Raw genomic sequence first — 18748 nt, forward strand, 5'->3', positions numbered from 1 at the left:
TTCTGTTTGATTTTATAGGAAGATTTTACTTTAAATCTTCATTGGGTTTGGTCATTTTTTTATTGAAACGGAAAATTGCGTATGAGATTATTTCACTCCAGTGCTTCCAAAACCGCCTTCTCCTCTAGAAGTTTCAGAAAGCGTTTCTACTTCAATCCATTCGGCTCTTTCGTGTTTAGCAATAATCAGCTGGGCAATTCTTTCTCCGTTTTCGATTACAAAATCATCATTAGATAAATTTACTAAAATTACTCCAATTTCTCCTCTGTAATCGGCATCGATAGTTCCTGGCGAGTTTAAGACAGTAACTCCTTTTTTAGCCGCCAGTCCGCTTCTTGGTCTTACTTGCGCTTCGTAACCAATTGGCAATTCTATAAAAAGTCCGGTTTTTACAATCGTTCTTTCTAAAGGTCTTAACGTAATTGGTTCTAAAATATTGGCACGCAAATCCATTCCTGCAGAAGCAATCGTTTCGTAATTTGGCAAATCGTGCTGTGATTTATTGATAATTTGAATTTTCATTTTTTAATATAGAATTTTAAACGTAGTTATTTTTTCTTCAGTATTCCTTTTATGGTATCTTTTTCGAAATGGTAAACTAAATACATAAAAGCTAAGAGAAGTGGAATTCCGACATAATATTTCTCTCTAAATCCGTAAAAAGAAATAATAGAAAATAAAATAGAAACTCCCAAATAAGCACCAATCTTATTCATGTCATAAGGTATCGGATAGTATTTATTTCCTAAAATATACGAAATCAGCATCATGCTTCCGTAGGCAGAGATGGTAGCGATTGCAGAACCATAATAGCTGTATTTTGGAATTAAAAGATAATTTAAAATTAAAGTCACAATAGCGCCAACAATAGAAATGTAAGCACCAATTTTTGTTTTATCGGTCAGTTTGTACCAAACCGAAAGATTGTTGTAAATGCCTAAAAAGAAATTGGCCAGAATAATAAGAGGCACCACTTTCATGGCTTCCCAATACGATTTATTATCGAGCAGCAAATATTTTAAAACATCTGCAAATACAATAACTCCCAATAAAATTAGGGAACCAAGAATTACAAAATATTTTGTGATCACGGCATAAGTCTGCGGTGCATTTTCGTTTTTTGCATGGCTGAAAAAGAAAGGTTCGATTCCTAATCTAAAAGCCGTTGCAAAAAGCACCATAAATAATCCTAACTTATAACAGGCAGAGTAAGCTCCAACTTCAGATTTTGCAAGGTTTTCTGGAAGCAGATAACCAAGAAGAATTTTATCAAAATGTTCATTTACCGCAAATGCCAATCCTGCAACCAAAATCGGAAGTCCGTATTTCATCATTTTTCTCCAAAGTACTGGGTCGAATTTTCGTCCAAGGGAAAGATAATTTGGAGAAAGCACCACAAAAGTCGCTAAGCTTGCCAGCAGATTTGCTATAAAAATATAGGCAATCTGAAAATTCTCAACATATAAATTATCCCAAACAGAATTGGGATGTTCGGCCGCTAGATTTGGCAGATAAAGCAAGAAAAATATGTTAAGCAATAAATTGATCACAACATTTCCAATCTTGATAGCGGCATAAACCATAGGTCTTTGATTGGCTCTTAATTTTGAAAACGGAATTAAGACCAATGCATCCAAAACTAAAATCCAAACTGTGTAGGTAATGTATTGTACATCTACTTCGGCCCAATTTGCCAAAGTGTTCCTGAAAATTAAAGCAGCAAACAAAAAGATAATCGAGGACCAAAAAATAGAAATCGTAGAAGTAGCAATTACATTTTTTTTATCTTCTTCTGCACTATAAAATCTAAAAAAAGCCGTTTCCATTCCGTACGAGAGTACAACATTGAAGAAAACCATCCAGGATAAAACAATCGATACTTCTCCATACTCAGCTGTCGGTAAAATTCCCGTATATAATCTAACCAGCAAGAAACTAAGCATTCGCGGTAAAACGGTTGCCAGTCCATAAATTGCGGTCTGTTTAAATAGATTTTTATATAATCCCAAAATAATTAGTAATAAAGTTCGGAAAACAAAAATAACCAATTCTTTTGTTTATTAATGCTTTTGGCGGACCAATAAAAAAGTTAATTCTAATTTTACCTGGTTAATTTATTTTCGTCTAAAACTTTCACAAAATGAAAGCCTTTCGGGCCATATCCCTGATTATAATAAAAACGATGTGCAGCAAAATTTCCGGTAAAAGCATCTAGGACAATACTGCTGCATCCTAAATCATTTGCTTTTTGCTCTATATAATCTGTAAGCATTTTTCCGATACCTTTCGAACGGTGTTTTGGATTTACTACAAAATTGTCAATTTCAAGATATTTTCCAGTCCATAATTTAGTTGCCGACCAACAACCGGTAATTCCAAGACAAACTTTTTCTTCAAAAACCCCGATTTGGACATAATTATGCGGTACCATTTCATTTAGAAAGGCTTCGTATTTTTCTACTGTAATATTAGGATATAAAAAACGTATGGTATTTATCTGTTCTAGCATTTCTGCTATGGTCGTCAGCTCTTTTACTTGAAGTTTCATGTAATTAAAAATTAAACTCAAAAATACTTAAAAAAGCAGACTCGTAATATGTCAATCAAATAACAAAAACCTTATTTTATTATTTTTTTGACTTTTAGGGGCAATGTAAATGTTTTGATAAATCGCTGATGTTCTACCGATATTTCTATATATAATTACATTTTGAAAAAATCATTGCAAAAAAATCAACACAAATTCGACTAAAAAAATAGAACACCGCACAATATATTTAAGGATTTACCGTTTTAACTAATTATATTATAATTGAAATTAAAGTAGATTTAGGCTAAAAACTCAAATGTAATTTCAACAAAATGAACACACTAGCGCAAAAATATCCTCATTTTTACATAAAACATGTGAATAATATAAATCTAACATGGAAATTATGTAAGATTTTTTTCTTAAACCTTTCTTAAATTTGTAACATAGGGATTGAGGATAGCTAAAATGTAACCCTTTAAAAAAACTAAGCATTGGGACTAATAAAGCTAGTTTGTTCCCATAAAAGACAAAGCAAAGGGATTGATTCTGCTGTAATGTAACCCTCAAAAAAACAGAGCCGTGGGACTAATAAAGCTAGTTTGTTCCCAAGAAAGACAAAGCACACAGAGTTATCTGTCAATTTTTATAAAATGGTAGTGATTCTCAATTTTTGAACAAAATCGAGAATCACCATTTTATAAAGAAATTAAAAAAAGCATCAAACTTTTCAATAAAAGAAAAAGCCAGCAATCGCTGGCTTTTTCTTTTTTATATTGTGGAGATATTATCCGTTTAAAGCTTCTGCTCCACCCACAATTTCCAAAATTTCACTTGTAATCGCAGCCTGACGTGCTTTGTTATAAGTTAATTTCAATTGGTTTCTTAAAGCTGTAGCATTATCTGTTGCTTTGTGCATTGCCGTCATACGTGCTCCATGCTCAGAAGCGAATGAATCACGAATTCCTTTATACAATTGCGTCTTTAATGATTTTGGAATCAAAGTCAATACAATTTCTTCTTTTGATGGCTCATAAATATAATCAGCGCCAGAAACTGCTTTGTCAGAATTAATTGGTGCCAAAGGCAAAAACTGCTCAGTCTGAACAATTTGAGTTGCAGCATTTTTAAACTGATTGTAAATCAATTCAATTCTGTCGTATTCTCCAGATAAGAATCTTTCAGTTAGATTATCAGCGATGCCAGCAACGTTCTCAAAAGTTAAATGGTCAAAAATTGCATTATGATGACCGTGAACTTTATGCGTTTTGCTTAATGCATCATTTCCTTTTTTACCTATAGCAAAAACATCAACCTGCTTTCCGGCATAAAAAGCGGTGCGATTTTTAATTTCTTTAATAACATTGGAATTAAAAGCACCACACAAACCTCTGTTAGAAGTAATTGCAACAAGCAATACTTTTTTAACCTCACGTTGTGTCGTGTATGCACCACCAACTTCACCTTCAAGCGAAGCAGAAAGATTTTGCAATAATTCTGTTAATTTTTCGGCATAAGGACGCATTGCTGTGATTGCATCTTGTGCTTTCTTCAGCTTTGCAGCAGAAACCATTTTCATAGCCGATGTAATCTGCATCGTCGATGAAACGGAAGTAATTCTATTACGGATTTCTTTTAAATTTGCCATCTATTAATTAGAAAATGTGACAATTTGAAAATTAGATAATTAGAAAAATGTTAAAGCATTTTCTAATTATCTAATTAACGAATTATCTAATTAGTTATATTTTGCTGAAATTTCTTTTGCCGCTTTTTCAATAACATCTGTAATGTTATCGTCTAACTTACCAGCTTTTAACGCGTTAAGCGTATCTTTATGTTTGCTGTTTAAGTAAGCTAAGAAATCTGCTTCAAATTCTTTTACTTTTTCTACAGGAACGTTTCTTAATAAGTTTTTAGAACCAGCATAGATAATAGCTACTTGGTTTTCAACTGTATAAGGATCGTTTAAACCTTGTTTTAAGATTTCAACGTTTCTTTTTCCTTTTTCAATTACGTTTAAAGTAACAGAGTCAAGGTCAGAACCAAATTTAGCGAAAGCTTCTAATTCACGGAATTGAGCCTGGTCTAATTTTAAAGTTCCAGAAACCTTTTTCATCGATTTAATTTGAGCATTACCTCCAACACGAGATACAGAGATACCTACGTTAATTGCAGGACGAACCCCTGAGTTGAACAAATCTCCATCAAGGAAAATCTGACCATCTGTAATAGAGATTACGTTTGTTGGGATATATGCAGAAACGTCACCAGCCTGAGTTTCGATAATTGGTAAAGCTGTCAAAGAACCACCACCTTTTACGATAGGTTTGATAGACTCTGGCAAATCGTTCATGTTTTTAGCGATACCATCATCAGCGATTACTTTACAAGCACGCTCTAATAAACGAGAGTGTAAGTAGAAAACGTCTCCAGGGTAAGCCTCACGTCCTGGTGGTCTTCTTAATAAAAGAGAAACCTCACGGTAAGCAACAGCTTGTTTAGACAAGTCATCATAAACAATTAAAGCTGGACGACCTGAATCTCTAAAATATTCTCCAATTGCAGCACCAGCGAATGGAGCATAAACTTGCATTGGAGCTGGGTCAGAAGCATTAGCAGCAACGATAACTGTATAAGCCATTGCTCCTTTTTCTTCTAACATTTTTGCAATTCCTGCTACAGTTGAAGCTTTTTGTCCAATTGCAACATATATACAGAATACAGGTTTTCCTGCATCGTAAAATTCTTTTTGATTTAAGATGGTATCAATACAAACGGTTGATTTACCAGTTTGACGGTCACCAATTACAAGCTCACGTTGTCCACGTCCTACAGGAATCATAGCGTCAACTGCTTTTACTCCAGTTTGCAATGGTTCAGTTACTGGCTGACGGAATACAACACCAGGTGCTTTTCTTTCTAAAGGCATCTCGTATAAGTCTCCACCGATTGGTCCTTTTCCGTCAATTGGAAAACCAAGAGTGTTTACTACACGACCTACCATTTGCTCACCTACTTTAAGAGAAGCAATACGCTGAGTTCTTTTTGCTGTAGATCCTTCTTTAATTCCAGTCGAAGGTCCTAAAAGTACAACTCCCACATTATCCTCTTCAAGATTCAATACGATACCTTCCATACCGTTATCAAATTCTACTAACTCTCCATATTGTACATTAGACAGCCCGTAAACACGAGCAATACCGTCTCCAACTTGAAGTACTGTTCCTACTTCCTCTAGCGTAGCACCAGATTCAAAACCTTCTACTTGCTTTCTTAATATTGCTGAAATTTCAGCAGGTTTGATTTCCGCCATCTTAATTTATAATTTAGACACTTTTGTGTTATAAAAACTAATTACTTAACTCTCTTTTTAATACTTGTAATCTGTTTGCAACAGAAGCATTGTATTGCTTGTCACCTATTCTTAAAATAAATCCACCAATGATTGAAGGATCTACTATATTTTCTATTGTAATTTTTTTATCAGATAAAGTCGCGATTTTTGCCAAAACTTTAGCTTCTAAAGCTGCATCCATAGGAGTTGCAGTAGTTACTTTTGCAACTTCAACGCCATTGCTTTGATCATATACTTTACTATATTCTACAGCAATAGCATTTAAAATTTCAAATCTTTTGTTTTCGAATAATAATTGAAATAACCCTTTAGTTACACCATTTACATTTGCGAAAACTTCTAAAAGAGCACTTTGCTTAACTTCAACGGTTGTTGTTGGGTTTTCAATAAATGTACTCAATTCTTCATTTGTCTCAATTGCATTTGCAATTGATTTCATATCGTTATTTACAGCTTCGGCAACACCTTTAGAGTTTGCTAAGTCTAGAATTGCTTTTGCATAACGAATTGCTGCTCTTGTACTTGCCATAATCTTAGTTTAGCTTTACGTCGCCTAACATTTTCTCTACCAATTTAGTTTGAGATTCTTTGTTAGATAATTCTTCTTTCAATAATTTTTCAGCGATGCTTAATGATAAAGTCGAAACCTGAGACTTCAATTCTGCCATTGCAGCATTTTTTTCGTTTTCAATAGCAGCTTTAGCTTGTTCAATCATTTTTTGACCTTGAGCCTGAGCTTCGATTTTAGAATCTGCAATCATTTTCTCTCTCATCTCTCGAGCTTCTTTCAGCATAGCATCGCGCTCAGCACGTGCTTCGTTCAAAATTCTCTGATTATCAGCCTGAAGATTTTCCATTTCTTTTCTTGCATTTTCAGCAGAAAGTAATGCATCTTTAATACCTTGTTCTCTTGTATTTACTGCATCAAGAATAGGTTTCCAAGCAAACTTCTTCAACAAAAATATTAATCCAACAAATATTAATACTTGCCAAAAGAACAAACCGAACTCAAACTGATTTATTAACTTATCCATTATATATGATTATAAATTTTATTTTTTTTATCTAACTCAATTGCTGACTAAACAATTTTTAATGTTTTAATTTTAAAACAATAGTTACAACCAACCGTTGCAACTATTGCCTTTTTGTGTTTTAATTAAGCTGCGAATAACGCTGCGAAACCAATACCTTCAATAAGTGCAGCTGCGATAAGCATAGCTGTTTGGATTTTTCCTGAAGCGTCTGGCTGACGAGCGATAGCGTCCATTGCTGAACCACCGATTCTACCAATTCCTAATGCTGCTCCGATTACGATTAATCCTGCTCCTATGAAATTTAAACCGTTCATATAAATATATATTAAAAATTAAACATTCGATTTTGACTTTAGATTGAGACTTTAGATTTTAGATTCTTGCAAATCTCAAATCTAGATTCTGAAATCTAATTTTAATGATGACCTTCTTCGTGATGGTGCTCTTCTACTGCTGAACCAAAATAAAGTGCAGAAAGCATTGTAAAAATATAGGCCTGTAAAAATGCAACTAAAATTTCTAGTATAGAAAGCACAAATGATAATCCGAATGATAATGTACTTCCGATCCAGCTTTTAAAAATAAACATTAATCCAATGATGCTCATTAATACGATGTGACCAGCAAAAATATTTGCATACAAACGAATCATTAATGAGAATGGTTTAATAAAAACTCCTAATAACTCTATTGGCGCCAAAATAATTCTCATTGGTTTTGGAACTCCTGGCATCCAGAAAATATGACCCCAATAATTTTTATTTGCTGATAAGTTTGTTATTAAGAAGGTAAGGATTGCTAAAGAAAACGTAACTGTAAAGTTTCCTGTCGCATTAATTCCAAGCGGTGTTAAACCAAAAATATTTAAGAACAACACAAAGAAGAAAATCGTCAACAAATAACTCATATATCTTTTATAGTGTTTCTCACCAATATTAGGTATAGCAACCTCGTCACGTATGAAAACAACAAGTGGCTCAAAAAATCTTCCAACTCCAGAAGCTATTCCACCATTTTTAGCATACGATTTTGCTAAACTTGTAAATAACCAGAACATTAATAAAGCGGCAACCATAATAGATAATACCGTTTTTGTAATTGAAAAATCTATAGGGCGAACATTGTCTGGATGACCAGTCTTTTCGTTTTCAATAATTTTACCTTCTGCTGTTTCTGTTCTGTAGATTTTTCCATCATGGTGGTTAATCACATAATAGTTTCCATTTGATTCAGCTGCTTGGTGACCGTGGTGAAATTTTGAAGAAGAAAAAATATGCAATCCATTATCCCAAAGAATTACTGGTAATGGAAATCCATAATGCTTACCAGTTTCATCATCTTGAAATAAAGTAAAATCGTGAGAGTCTAAAACGTGGTGACCAATAAATGCTTTAATCTTAGATTTAACATCTGTCGGTTCAGCATGATGACCTTCAGAAGCTGATTCATGCGACGCTTCAGTTTGAACATGTGGCGCATCTTTTTCTGAATTTGAAAAGCCCATTAATGGAAGACAAGCTACTAAAGCTGCTAGAATAAATCTGAGTGGTTTGTTTGAAATCACCATATCTGTGGAAAATCTTATTTTTTACGTTTCTAAAATTTGGTGCAAAGGTACATTTTTTATTAATATTCAAAAGGATATGAAAAATTATTTTTGAACCTTGTTTTAAAGAATCGCAATTTTAACGCTTTTCATTTAATAATCGGATAGTTAAAAGCGTCTCAAATAACAAAAACAAGAGAAATGTTATAAAAAAATTGAATTTTTCAACAGTAATGTTGTGAATCTTGTCTGATAAAATCGGTCGGAGAACAAAATATGCCAGAAACATTTGTATAAAAGTGCCTAGCATAAAAAACATCCCAATGCTATCAAATTTGTCTTTTTTAAATTTCAGTACAACTATTAATAATAAGGTAGCATATAGTAAAAACATCATGTAAAGTTGCTCGATGCTATAATGAAAAATTTTGTCATTAATATTAAAGACAAAAAAAACTGCCTTATGTACTATATAAGAAGAAATCGCAATAATATATAGGTGAAGAATAAGTTTGTATTTTAAAAACATCTCGATTTTTTTGCAAAGATGCAATATTTATTCGAGCTGATTTTAATTAGATTATTTTGTCTTATTGATTTCGTTGACCTGACGAATTACATTATACAATGCGAGAAAGACACCAACCATAACCAACACCTTATTATAGTAAAACTTTTTGCTCGGATGATTTTCGTCCAGCCAAGTTCCTAGATATGAAAACAGAAAAATAATAACACCCATTTGTATCGGAATATTAATGAGTGCTATCCATTTATTTCTTTGATTTTTATTCGGTTCCTTTTCCATCTTCTAACATTATTACCTGATTAGCATGTTCCAGCATTGTACAGGTCGCTGTAAAATCTGCCCCAGGTTCTATCGAAAGTTTTCCGACTAAAACCTCTCCGTGAATTTTTGCTGTCGCTTTTATGTTTAGGATTTCTAAGACTTTTATTTTTCCGTGAAATTCTCCTTCTATATCTGCATTGTTACAGATTATTTCTCCTTTTACAGATCCCATTACTCCAATCACAAGTTTTCCTTGCGAGCTAAAGTTTCCTATTAATTCGCCGTCTAGTCTAAAGTCGGCTTTTGAGACTATGTCTCCAATGATTGATGTTCCTTCTACAATTCTGTTCGTTTTTCCTAATTGTTCAGTTCCGTTTTTTTTCACTTTTTCAAACATGGCTAATTATGGGGTTTTCGGCGTCAAATATGCATCTAAATTTTTCTTGATCTGAACTATTTTGTAATTCTCGCTAGATATAATAATTGCCGGGTGTGCAATTTTATATTTATCATCGTCTCTTAAAACTCCGGCAACATCTCGAGCATAAGCCTCGGATTTTAGACCGTGAATAGCGACAAAACTTTCTGTTTTTGTATATTTATCAAAGGAAGTCGTCAATCTTTCAAAATTTTCGACTAACAAGAATACCTTAATCGCTTCCTCTATTTTTTTAAGTGTCTTGGTATCGTTGTTTGGTATGGCATAAACAATTTTCCAGTTTCTTGCGTCGGTTGTTGTAAAAGCGAGTTTCTCTAAAACCGGAACTTGTTTTTCGAGAATTTCTCTTGCACTTTTTCCTTCTTCACTATTCGGATAATTATCTGCCACATTCTCAAGTCCTTTTTTATACGCTTCTAAACCGTAAACTTTTCCTAACGTATTGGCTTTAAGGAGCTCATACTTCGATACAATATCATCTCCTGAATATTGGTTGATGAGATTGTCGATATTTGCCAAGACTTCATCAAAATGTTCTTCTTCAAAAAGTTTGTACCATTTTTTATACTCATGATCCAGACTTGAATTAGAGTCGTCTATTCCTGTTTTATTTAAAATTTGCGCATATCGCGAATTTGGATATGTCGTCGTAATCCTCGATTTGATTTCAGAAGCTTTTGATGGATCTGTGATTTCATAAATCTTATACAAATTGTACATCGCCGGAAGCACCAATTTTTCTTCTGGATTATTTTGCAGCAATTGTTCCAGCTTATCGCTAGCTAGCTTATATTCTTTAAACTTCTCCTTATATATAAGTCCTAACTGATAATAGGCAAAGTTGCGTTCTTTTCCGATACTGTCCATAACTTGCACAGAAGTCGGCAGCTGACTTTCATAAAATACGGTCGTATATTTTTCTGGCACAATAGTATCTTTTACTGCATTTAAAATATCTGCATTACTAATCGTGTCATTCATTGCGGCATCATTTACTGATCTTAAAGCTGCTAATCGCCAGTTGCCTCCTATAGTTCTGTTTCCCCACATTTTTTTAAACTGAAGTTTTCCGTAAGCAACCGTAGTTGGATTATAGAAATAAAACGTACTTACGGCATCATTTCCGCTTGGTGGCAGAATGTTTGGTCCACCCATATCGGGAGCTTTTCCTAAAGACTGCGGATTGACTGCTGCATTCCCTGGAATTTCTGCTTGTGAATTTCGATCAATGTTTGCCAGTTTCTCTTTTTCTTTTTCTTCTAGAAGACGTTTGGCTTCGTCTTTCTTTTTCAGCTCTGCAATATAATTTTCAAAATATGTTTTTCGTTCTGCTGGTGGCAGATTGTAGACTTTGATAATACTGTCATTACGTTTGGCAATGGCTTCGTACTTGATTACATTATCCAGATTTTTTCTGTTTTTTTCTATAAAAGCATATTCCCTTGTTTTCGGGTCAAGCTTTACAAGCGTGCTGTCATAGTATTTTGCAGCCATCGTGTAATCGGTGTTTTTAAAATACATATTTCCGATATTTCGATAAGCAGAAGCGGTCAAATAAGGATCTTTGGATTTTCTTCTTAATGACTTATTGTAGAATTCCAGTGCGCTTTCCTTATTTTTTCTTTTATCATAAAAAACTCCCATTTCATAAAAAAGCACATCATAATAAGGACGATTTTCGCGATCTGCCGTCAGCTTATTGTACATTTTTAAGAAAATAGTATCGTTCCCGTTTTCATAATCATACAATTGCGCTTTTTTGGCATAAGTATGCATCATGTATTTGCGGTCTGCTTTTCGGTTCAGGTCGATAACACCATCATAAAAATATAGGGCACTGTCACGTTTTTCCTGTTCCTGATACATCTGTCCGAGAATAAATCGGTATCGGGCTCGCTCTTCATTTTTTCTTGTAAACTGTTCTGCAACGCGCAGTCTGGCAACGGCGCTGTCTTTTTCTTCAAGATTTAAAAAAGCTTCTGCCAGCAATGCATTTGCATCGGCAAAAGTCTGTTTATTTAAATCGGCTTTTTTTAATAAGAGATTGATGTTTTTTACCACAAGCGCATCGTTTCCTAAACGCATATTGGTTTTTTCGCGCCAGATTTTTGCGGTATAAATATTACTGCTGTTCGGATATTTATAAAGAATATAATTGAATGCTTCGATAGCAGGAATAAAACGCTGATCGTAATATCTTGCCTGGCCCAGCATTAGGTAAGCTTCGTCTATCTGATAGTTTCGCTCTCTTCCTCCAATATTCATGGAGTGTTTCTGAATGGCTTTTGTTGCTTTGGTTTCTGCTAATTCAAAATCAGGATTTTTAGCTTTTTCTTCTCCCGAAAAATTTTCATCAAATTGCATTTTCTCAATCGGCAGTACTTTCCAAAAATTATCGTGATCATCGGCCTGAATCGATTTCAATCCTTTTTCAAGACCAATACCGCCATTATATAAGATGTTGTATTTTGTGCTTAAGGCATGCGAATTCCTGTTCACAAAAGTATTATTCTTGGTAGAACACGCTATCAAAAAGAATAAAAAAGCAAAAACAAAACTATATTTAAGAGTATTCTTTTTCAATAGAGAACGAATTTTAAAACCATTAACTTCTAAAAAGTACTTTTAGTATATTGACTGGTAAAAATAAACTTTTTTTGAAACATAGAATGTTAAACTGCAAAAAACGATTCGAGTTCCTGCAAGGTTTCTGCAGAGGTCTGAATGTCTTTTACGACTTCTCCTTTGTTGAGTGCCACTATTCTGTCACAAACCTCAACCGTGTGCTGTAAATCGTGACTTGAAACCAAAACGGTAACATTTGGATCGTCTGCCAATTCTTTAATAATTTTTTTTAGACGGCTTACGGTTGTCGGATCCAGATTGGCAAATGGCTCGTCTAAAATTACTACTTCAGGATTTCCGATAAGTGTCGCAATTATGCCAACTTTTTTCTGGTTTCCTTTAGATAAATCCCTGAGATATTTTTTATTTTTTAATATTTCTCCGTTAAAAAATTCTTCGTGTTTAGCCAGCAACGCATCGATATCTGCTTTGTTCTGATTTCGAAGGTCACCGATAAAATAGAAATATTCTTCAGGAGTTAAATAACTGATTAAGAAACTTTCATCTAAAAATGAACCCGTAAAAGATTTCCATTTTTCACTCGTATTCACCTGAATGTTTTGGTTAAGAATGCTTCCGCTTGACGGCTGAATCAAATCTAGCAATAAACTGAAAAAAGTTGTTTTGCCTGCACCGTTGTTTCCAACCAAACCAAAACTCTGGCCTTTTGGAATTTCTAGATTTTGAATGTTTAAAACTGTAGTTTCGTTATATTTTTTTGAAAGTTGATTAACTTGTATCATGGGTTTAATTTTAGATTATTGACTTTAGATTTTAGATTTCTATTTGATAAGATTATCTCATTATCAAACTGCTACATTGCCTAATTCATTAAATTAACTCTTTTGTTTGTAAGCACTTATCGTACTGTACTTTTCTATTTTGTATCTTTTTTCGATTAATGAAAACACCTTGTCTTTAAAAATGAAACCCAAAACTCCGGCTCCGGCTACAAGTCCTAGGGCTATCATCTTGTTTCCGTAATAAAATCCGAGAGCGTAAAGTCCTAAGGGAAGTAGGATTTTTGGCAGTGTCAGCAACATCGCACTCACATTAAAAGCTTTTTTGTCGCCAAAAGCACCCCCAGCTGAACTTAAATCGATTGGCGTTTTGGTAAAAGCACCACCCAAAAGAACCATGTGCGAATTAACGCCGATATTATAAATCGCACCAACGACGATTGTCAGATATACTTCCCAGCCGAAAAAAAGGTAAAATGAGGCCAGAATTGTCGAAACAAAAGTCGCAATTACAATAAGCCACCATTTTGATGTGATGTAACCACGGTATGGAATATTTTGTGTCATCATAAGCTGATAATATGAACTATCCCAGCTCGGTACAAATTGGCCGAAGACAAACAAAAATCCTCCCGAAACGAATATTCCAGCAAAAATATGCATCACCGGCTTATCATAAGCTTCTATTCCTCCGGAGAAAAAAAGCAAACCGTAAAACAAAAAGATAAAACTCAAGAAAAGTGTGGTTTTAGATCTTTTATTTCTTTTGATCAATCTGATGTCGTTTTTAAGAAATGTACCAACAGTACCAAACTGGTTGAGCCAAGAGAGATTTTCTGTCGAAGCAACATCTTCTTTTACAGCAAGACCTGCATCGAGATATAAATTATTCTTGAAATATTTAAAGGTGAAAAAATATAAACCTGCTAATACCAGAATCGGTACCAAAAATAATCCGTCTATATCGTAAAGGCTTTGAAAAAAAGGACTAGTGATGGTTGTAACATCAAAAAGCTTATAATATTGTGCTCCAGCAAGCGTAAGAGTTAGCACTATGAATACAGCAAATAATTTATCTATGTTACTTAAAATAATATTCAAAAAATTATTGATGTAAATAAAAGCCATTACGCCTAGATGCCAGAAAATAATCTCAATAACATCATAGCCGTTTAAAATCAGTACGACAGAAAAAGGAACAAAAAACAGCGCATGAACCCAATTAAAAAAAGATAAAACTGTTTTTCCTAAAGAAAAATGAACAATAGTATTTTTCTGAAAAGGCAATACTAGCAAAGGTTTGATATTTAAAACCGGAATTGCCTGCACTAACAAACGGATGACCAAATCAAACAGTAAATAATAAATTAAAAATCTGTTGATGGTCTGGAGCGGTTCTAAGTGCATTTTTTTAAGCACATAAAATGCTCCTACTCCCATACCGATAAAAAGCAATGAAAAATAAATCATTAAAAACCCAATTAAAATCTTCATTGCGACATTGGTACCAAATGATGCAGATCGGATAAAGGCTTTCCATTCGAGATAAATAAATTTTGAAATCATGGTTATTTGATTTTGTTTTTCAGTAAGAGACCAAATGTAAGAAAACGTTACAAAAAAAGTTAAAAAAAATAATTTCGTGCCTGTCGTTTAATAGTGGTTTGCTACTTTTGCAGAAAAATTAGATCATGCCTTCATTCTTAAAACTTATAATTAAAGAGGTTAAACGCGAAACCGCCGATGCTGTTTCGGTTCTTTTTAATGTTCCCGAAGAACTAAAACCCGACTATAAATTTGTAGCAGGACAATACATAAATTTAAAATTAACACTTGATAATCAAGAACTTCGTCGTGCATACTCTATTTGTTCTGCACCAGACAGCGGCGAATTGAGAATTGCGGTAAAAGCGATAAAAGATGGTTTGTTTTCGCAGTTTGCCAATACAAAACTAAAAGCAGGAGATGTCTTGGAAGTTGGCCAGCCAGAAGGAAAGTTTACTTTTGAACCAGATGCCGAAAGACAAAAAAACTATGCTGCTTTTGTTGCAGGAAGTGGTATTACTCCCGTTCTTTCTATTTTAAAATCTGTTCTAAAAAATGAGCCAAAAAGCTCGTTTGTATTGGTTTACGGAAACAGAACTCCAGAACAAACTATTTTTCATCAGGAACTGCATGACCTGCAATTGCAATATGTAGGAAGGCTTTTTGTACATTACATCTACAGCCAAGCAAAAGTGGAAAATGCATTGTTTGGAAGAATCGAAAAATCTACGGTTAATTTCGTTTTGAACAACAAATATAAAGAACTTGAATTTGATAAGTTCTACTTGTGCGGACCAGAAGAAATGATCAATACGGTTTCGAATGTTCTAAAAGAGAAAAACGTAAAAGAATCTGCTATCAAGTTTGAACTTTTTACATCTTCTTCTCAGGAAAATGAAATTAAAGGTTCACAGGAAGGACACACAAAAATTACGGTTTTAGTTGACGACGAAGAAACTACGTTTGAAATGTCTAAAAAACAAACCATTCTTGACGCGGCTCTAAAACAAGGCGTTGATGCTCCATACTCTTGTCAAGGCGGAATCTGCAGCAGCTGTTTAGGTCGTGTAACCACTGGAAGCGCAGAAATGACCAAAAATTCTATTTTGACAGATAAAGAAATTGCCGAAGGTTTAATTTTAACTTGTCAAGCACATCCAACATCAGATACGATTTATGTAGATTATGATGATGTATAGTCTACTAAAATTCCAATAAAACTGAATTCCAAATTCCAAATTCCAACTTTAACAATCGGAATTTGGAATTTTTTATTTGATTAGTTTTATATTTAAAACTTGGTAAAATTGGTATTTGGAATTTTAATATTGGAATTTATAAATGAAATCAATTCGAGAAATATTTAGAAATAATCAATCGCTTTTGGATGAACCAGAAGTTGTTAAGCTTGTAGATTATTGTTCAGAATTAGAAGATGAAATTGTAGAACTCAAATTTCAAAAAACTGATAATAAAGAACTTGCCTTGATTGACATGATTAAAGAAGTACTTAAGGGTTGCGACGCTTTGGAAAAGGAACAAATGGAGCACGAAAGATATGGTTATGATGCGCCCGATTATAAAGAAACAATTGCAAACTTAAAAAGTTATATTTACCGCCGTTGTCGTGATGAGAAAATCTGGCTCTAATTGCAATAAAAACATATTTAAGATTAAATATTGCCGATTTTTCATTAAATTAGAGGTGTAATTATGGTAATCTCAATATCAGTAGTTTGAGAATCTCTAGAGCTAAATAAATTTGTCAAACATTTAAATATTAAATATCATGACAGCTCACATACAACACTTTCATCTATACCTATTTATTATGCTGGTTGTAACTGCTTCGCTATGCGTTCTGGCAGTTATTCTAAAAATGAAAAACAGAAAAGGTCCCAAGTTGCTTGAAAAAGAAAAATACAATTCAACTTTGACCGAAAAAATGGTAGAAGTAAAAAAGACCGATTCGAATATTTTTAATATCTGGCCTTATGTAAGCAGACTAAAATCGGCTAAAGTTTTATCTAAAAAAATTAAAGATCACGACTTAATTTATAAAGTTTACAGAGATCCGTCTGAAAAGTTCGAGCATATTCTATTGTCGACCGAAGACAAAAATAATTTTGTCTCTATTATAGTAAACAAAAAAAGAAAAAAAACAATAGGATATTCTTTCTTAGATTCTAATGAACAATACGATTTAAATAAAAATATTGCTTAAAACTTATTTTATCGGCAAAGACCCCAACGGGGTAAAATATTTATAGAATTTCAATAAGACAAATGAAAAAAGCTCCAGCGGAGCGACATGTTTGTTAATATGTCGCTCCGCTGGAGCTTTAAATTGTAACCATTTATCCTTTGCTATAAATATTTCGCTTCTCCAAAGCTTGAAAAAAAACTGTGCTTTTAGCTTATATTTTTTTAATCTTTTATGAAAGATGCTCTACAACCTTGTCAACAACCTGCTGTGGCAAAATTGTCCTCATTGCATCCTCATAACCTTCAACAATTTTATTTCCGTAAACAGAAGTTGGCAGTTTTGGATATTGATTTCGATTAGAAGTTAAAGCGTTTTCTAAGCTTTGGTTGAAAGGCAAAAATCCAGCATAAGGATGTGTTGCGCCCCAGAGCGTTACCACTTTTACGCCAAGCATCGCGGCGATATGAGCGTTTCCAGAATCCATAGAAAGCATGACATCTAGATTGCTGATCAATTGCAATTCCTGTTGAAACTTGATTTTGCCTGCCATATTGATTACATTTTCAAAAGGCTGTGCAAGTGAATCCAAAATTTCAATTTCTTTTTTTCCTCCTCCAAAAAGTAGAATTTTATACATCGGATTTTCAGCCAATTTTGCAATCACTTCTTGCATTAAATCCAAAGGATAAACTTTAGAGTTGTATTGCGCAAAAGGTGCAATTCCGATTAGTTTTGTGTTTTGATTTCCGATAATCTCCAGAATATCAGAACCTAAAACTGCCTTTTCAGGAAACTCCGGATTCGATAATTCCAGCGGAAAACCAAGTTCAGAAAATACATTCACGTGTCTTTCGAACATCGTTGGCAATTGCTTGAAAATCTTATTTTCTGGTCTGGTCAATTCTTTTTTTCCTTCGCGTCCTTTGTCAACAGTTGCTCTTTTTTTGCCGCTTAAAGCGAAAAGTAAACTCACAACCTTAGATCTTAAAACGTTATGAAGATCTGCAAAAGCATCGATTTTCAGTTTTTTCAAATCGCTGTATAATCGTAAAAGTCCGATAAAACCTTTGTGTCTTTCCTTTTCATCAAAAGCGAAAAACTCGAGATTCGGAATTCCGTCAAAAAATGGTTTGAAAAAAGGACGGGAAATAACGGTCATTTTTACCGTTGGATACTGTTTTACAAAAGTGCGCAAAACAGGAACCGTCATGGCGACATCTCCCATTGCGGATAGTCTCATGACGGCTATATGTTTGATTTTGTTGTTGGACAACTCTGCCAAATTATTTCTTATTTTGATATAACACTGGGTTCAATTCATCGTCGTTGTACATTTTCATTTGCTTGTACACTTTCATGAATTTATCGCCATTTTCTATATCTGTCAATAATTCTTCAATTGCTGTAGATAAATCTGTTCTTTGTTCTAAAAGTACATTTAATTTTTCTTGACATTTATCTCTGTGTTCTTGAGAAGCTTCTGCACGATTAGCTTCTTCATGCATATGATAAATTTTTAAAGCCAAAATAGACAATCTGTCAAATGCCCAAGCTGGACTTTCAGAATTGATTTTTGCCCCGTCTTTTGCTTTTACATCACTGTATTTCTGCAAAAAATAACTGTCAATATATTCCACCATGTCTGTACGTTCCTGATTTGAAGCATCAATTCTTCTTTTTAAAGTAAGTGCTGCAACTGGATCAATCTGCGGATCACGGATGATATCTTCAAAATGCCATTGCACCGTATCAATCCAATTTTTTAGATATAATAAATGCTCAAATTTATCTTTTGGATATGGATTATTGATAGGCTGGTCAACATTATCAAACTGATGATAATCTTTAATACTTTGTTCGAAAACAGAATATGCTAATTTTGAAAACATGTTTTTATTTTTTTAGATATACAAAGATACTTTTTATACTTTT

19 protein-coding genes are annotated in these 18748 nt (G+C 33.7%); 3 read left to right on the forward strand and 16 right to left on the reverse strand.

Annotated features, from left to right (window positions below):
* Positions 1-87: 87 nt before the first annotated feature.
* From dut to E0W73_RS17345, 14 genes are all read right to left on the reverse strand, one after another.
* Entirely contained in the window at positions 88-522 is a 435-nt protein-coding gene (dut, locus tag E0W73_RS17275; RefSeq protein WP_135223291.1) for a dUTP diphosphatase, read from the reverse strand.
* 26 nt (positions 523-548) lie between these two features.
* Positions 549-2009, reverse strand: a complete 1461-nt coding sequence (locus E0W73_RS17280) for a lipopolysaccharide biosynthesis protein (protein WP_135223292.1) — start codon at positions 2007-2009, stop codon at positions 549-551.
* 92 nt (positions 2010-2101) lie between these two features.
* Entirely contained in the window at positions 2102-2548 is a 447-nt protein-coding gene (locus E0W73_RS17285) for a GNAT family N-acetyltransferase (protein ID WP_135223293.1), read from the reverse strand.
* Between the two features lie 769 nt (positions 2549-3317).
* The gene (gene atpG, locus E0W73_RS17290; protein ID WP_135223294.1) at positions 3318-4178 is read right to left on the reverse strand and encodes an ATP synthase F1 subunit gamma; all 861 of its coding nucleotides are present in this window, start codon (positions 4176-4178) and stop codon (positions 3318-3320) included.
* Positions 4179-4268: 90 nt separating this feature from the next.
* Entirely contained in the window at positions 4269-5846 is a 1578-nt protein-coding gene (gene atpA, locus E0W73_RS17295) for a F0F1 ATP synthase subunit alpha (RefSeq protein WP_135223295.1), read from the reverse strand.
* 37 nt (positions 5847-5883) lie between these two features.
* A complete protein-coding gene (atpH, locus tag E0W73_RS17300) occupies positions 5884-6417 on the reverse strand; it encodes an ATP synthase F1 subunit delta (protein WP_135223296.1) in 534 nt (177 codons plus the stop codon).
* Positions 6418-6421: 4 nt separating this feature from the next.
* Positions 6422-6922 carry a F0F1 ATP synthase subunit B gene (locus E0W73_RS17305; RefSeq protein ID WP_135223297.1) on the reverse strand — a complete coding sequence of 167 codons (501 nt, stop codon included), beginning with the start codon at positions 6920-6922 and terminating at the stop codon, positions 6422-6424.
* A gap of 125 nt (positions 6923-7047) precedes the next feature.
* The gene (atpE, locus tag E0W73_RS17310) at positions 7048-7239 is read right to left on the reverse strand and encodes an ATP synthase F0 subunit C (RefSeq protein ID WP_135223298.1); all 192 of its coding nucleotides are present in this window, start codon (positions 7237-7239) and stop codon (positions 7048-7050) included.
* A 101-nt stretch (positions 7240-7340) separates the two neighbouring features.
* The gene (gene atpB / locus E0W73_RS17315; RefSeq protein WP_135223299.1) at positions 7341-8492 is read right to left on the reverse strand and encodes a F0F1 ATP synthase subunit A; all 1152 of its coding nucleotides are present in this window, start codon (positions 8490-8492) and stop codon (positions 7341-7343) included.
* 559 nt (positions 8493-9051) lie between these two features.
* Complete coding sequence (locus E0W73_RS17325; RefSeq protein ID WP_135223301.1) at positions 9052-9279, reverse strand: AtpZ/AtpI family protein; 228 nt, start codon at positions 9277-9279, stop codon at positions 9052-9054.
* Positions 9260-9658, reverse strand: a complete 399-nt coding sequence (locus E0W73_RS17330; protein ID WP_135223302.1) for a bactofilin family protein — start codon at positions 9656-9658, stop codon at positions 9260-9262. Before E0W73_RS17330 ends, E0W73_RS17325 begins: the two co-directional genes overlap by 20 nt.
* Before the next feature lie 6 nt (positions 9659-9664).
* Positions 9665-12283 carry a type IX secretion system periplasmic lipoprotein PorW/SprE gene (gene porW / locus E0W73_RS17335; protein ID WP_135223303.1) on the reverse strand — a complete coding sequence of 873 codons (2619 nt, stop codon included), beginning with the start codon at positions 12281-12283 and terminating at the stop codon, positions 9665-9667.
* 89 nt (positions 12284-12372) lie between these two features.
* Positions 12373-13068, reverse strand: coding sequence for an ABC transporter ATP-binding protein (locus E0W73_RS17340; RefSeq protein WP_135223304.1), 696 nt, complete (start codon positions 13066-13068; stop codon positions 12373-12375).
* Between the two features lie 93 nt (positions 13069-13161).
* The gene (locus E0W73_RS17345; protein WP_135223305.1) at positions 13162-14631 is read right to left on the reverse strand and encodes a DUF5687 family protein; all 1470 of its coding nucleotides are present in this window, start codon (positions 14629-14631) and stop codon (positions 13162-13164) included.
* A 125-nt stretch (positions 14632-14756) separates the two neighbouring features.
* On the opposite strand from E0W73_RS17345, the gene E0W73_RS17350 reads away from it, so the two are divergent.
* The 3 genes from E0W73_RS17350 to E0W73_RS17360 all read left to right on the forward strand — a co-directional run bounded on the left by E0W73_RS17350 (position 14757) and on the right by E0W73_RS17360 (position 16834).
* Complete coding sequence (locus E0W73_RS17350) at positions 14757-15809, forward strand: ferredoxin--NADP reductase (RefSeq protein WP_135223306.1); 1053 nt, start codon at positions 14757-14759, stop codon at positions 15807-15809.
* A 142-nt stretch (positions 15810-15951) separates the two neighbouring features.
* Positions 15952-16260 carry a hypothetical protein gene (locus tag E0W73_RS17355; protein ID WP_135223307.1) on the forward strand — a complete coding sequence of 103 codons (309 nt, stop codon included), beginning with the start codon at positions 15952-15954 and terminating at the stop codon, positions 16258-16260.
* 229 nt (positions 16261-16489) lie between these two features.
* Complete coding sequence (locus tag E0W73_RS17360; RefSeq protein WP_244248502.1) at positions 16490-16834, forward strand: hypothetical protein; 345 nt, start codon at positions 16490-16492, stop codon at positions 16832-16834.
* A gap of 211 nt (positions 16835-17045) precedes the next feature.
* Here E0W73_RS17360 and E0W73_RS17365 read toward each other — a convergent pair whose 3' ends face one another.
* Positions 17046-18056: a glycosyltransferase family 9 protein gene (locus E0W73_RS17365; RefSeq protein WP_135223309.1), complete on the reverse strand. Its 1011-nt coding sequence runs from the start codon at positions 18054-18056 to the stop codon at positions 17046-17048.
* A 43-nt stretch (positions 18057-18099) separates the two neighbouring features.
* Positions 18100-18705, reverse strand: a complete 606-nt coding sequence (locus E0W73_RS17370) for a DUF4254 domain-containing protein (protein ID WP_135223310.1) — start codon at positions 18703-18705, stop codon at positions 18100-18102.
* Between the last annotated feature and the right edge of the window lie 43 nt (positions 18706-18748).

The sequence above is a fragment of the Flavobacterium foetidum genome (assembly GCF_004634245.1).
Lineage (GTDB): Bacteria > Bacteroidota > Bacteroidia > Flavobacteriales > Flavobacteriaceae > Flavobacterium > Flavobacterium foetidum.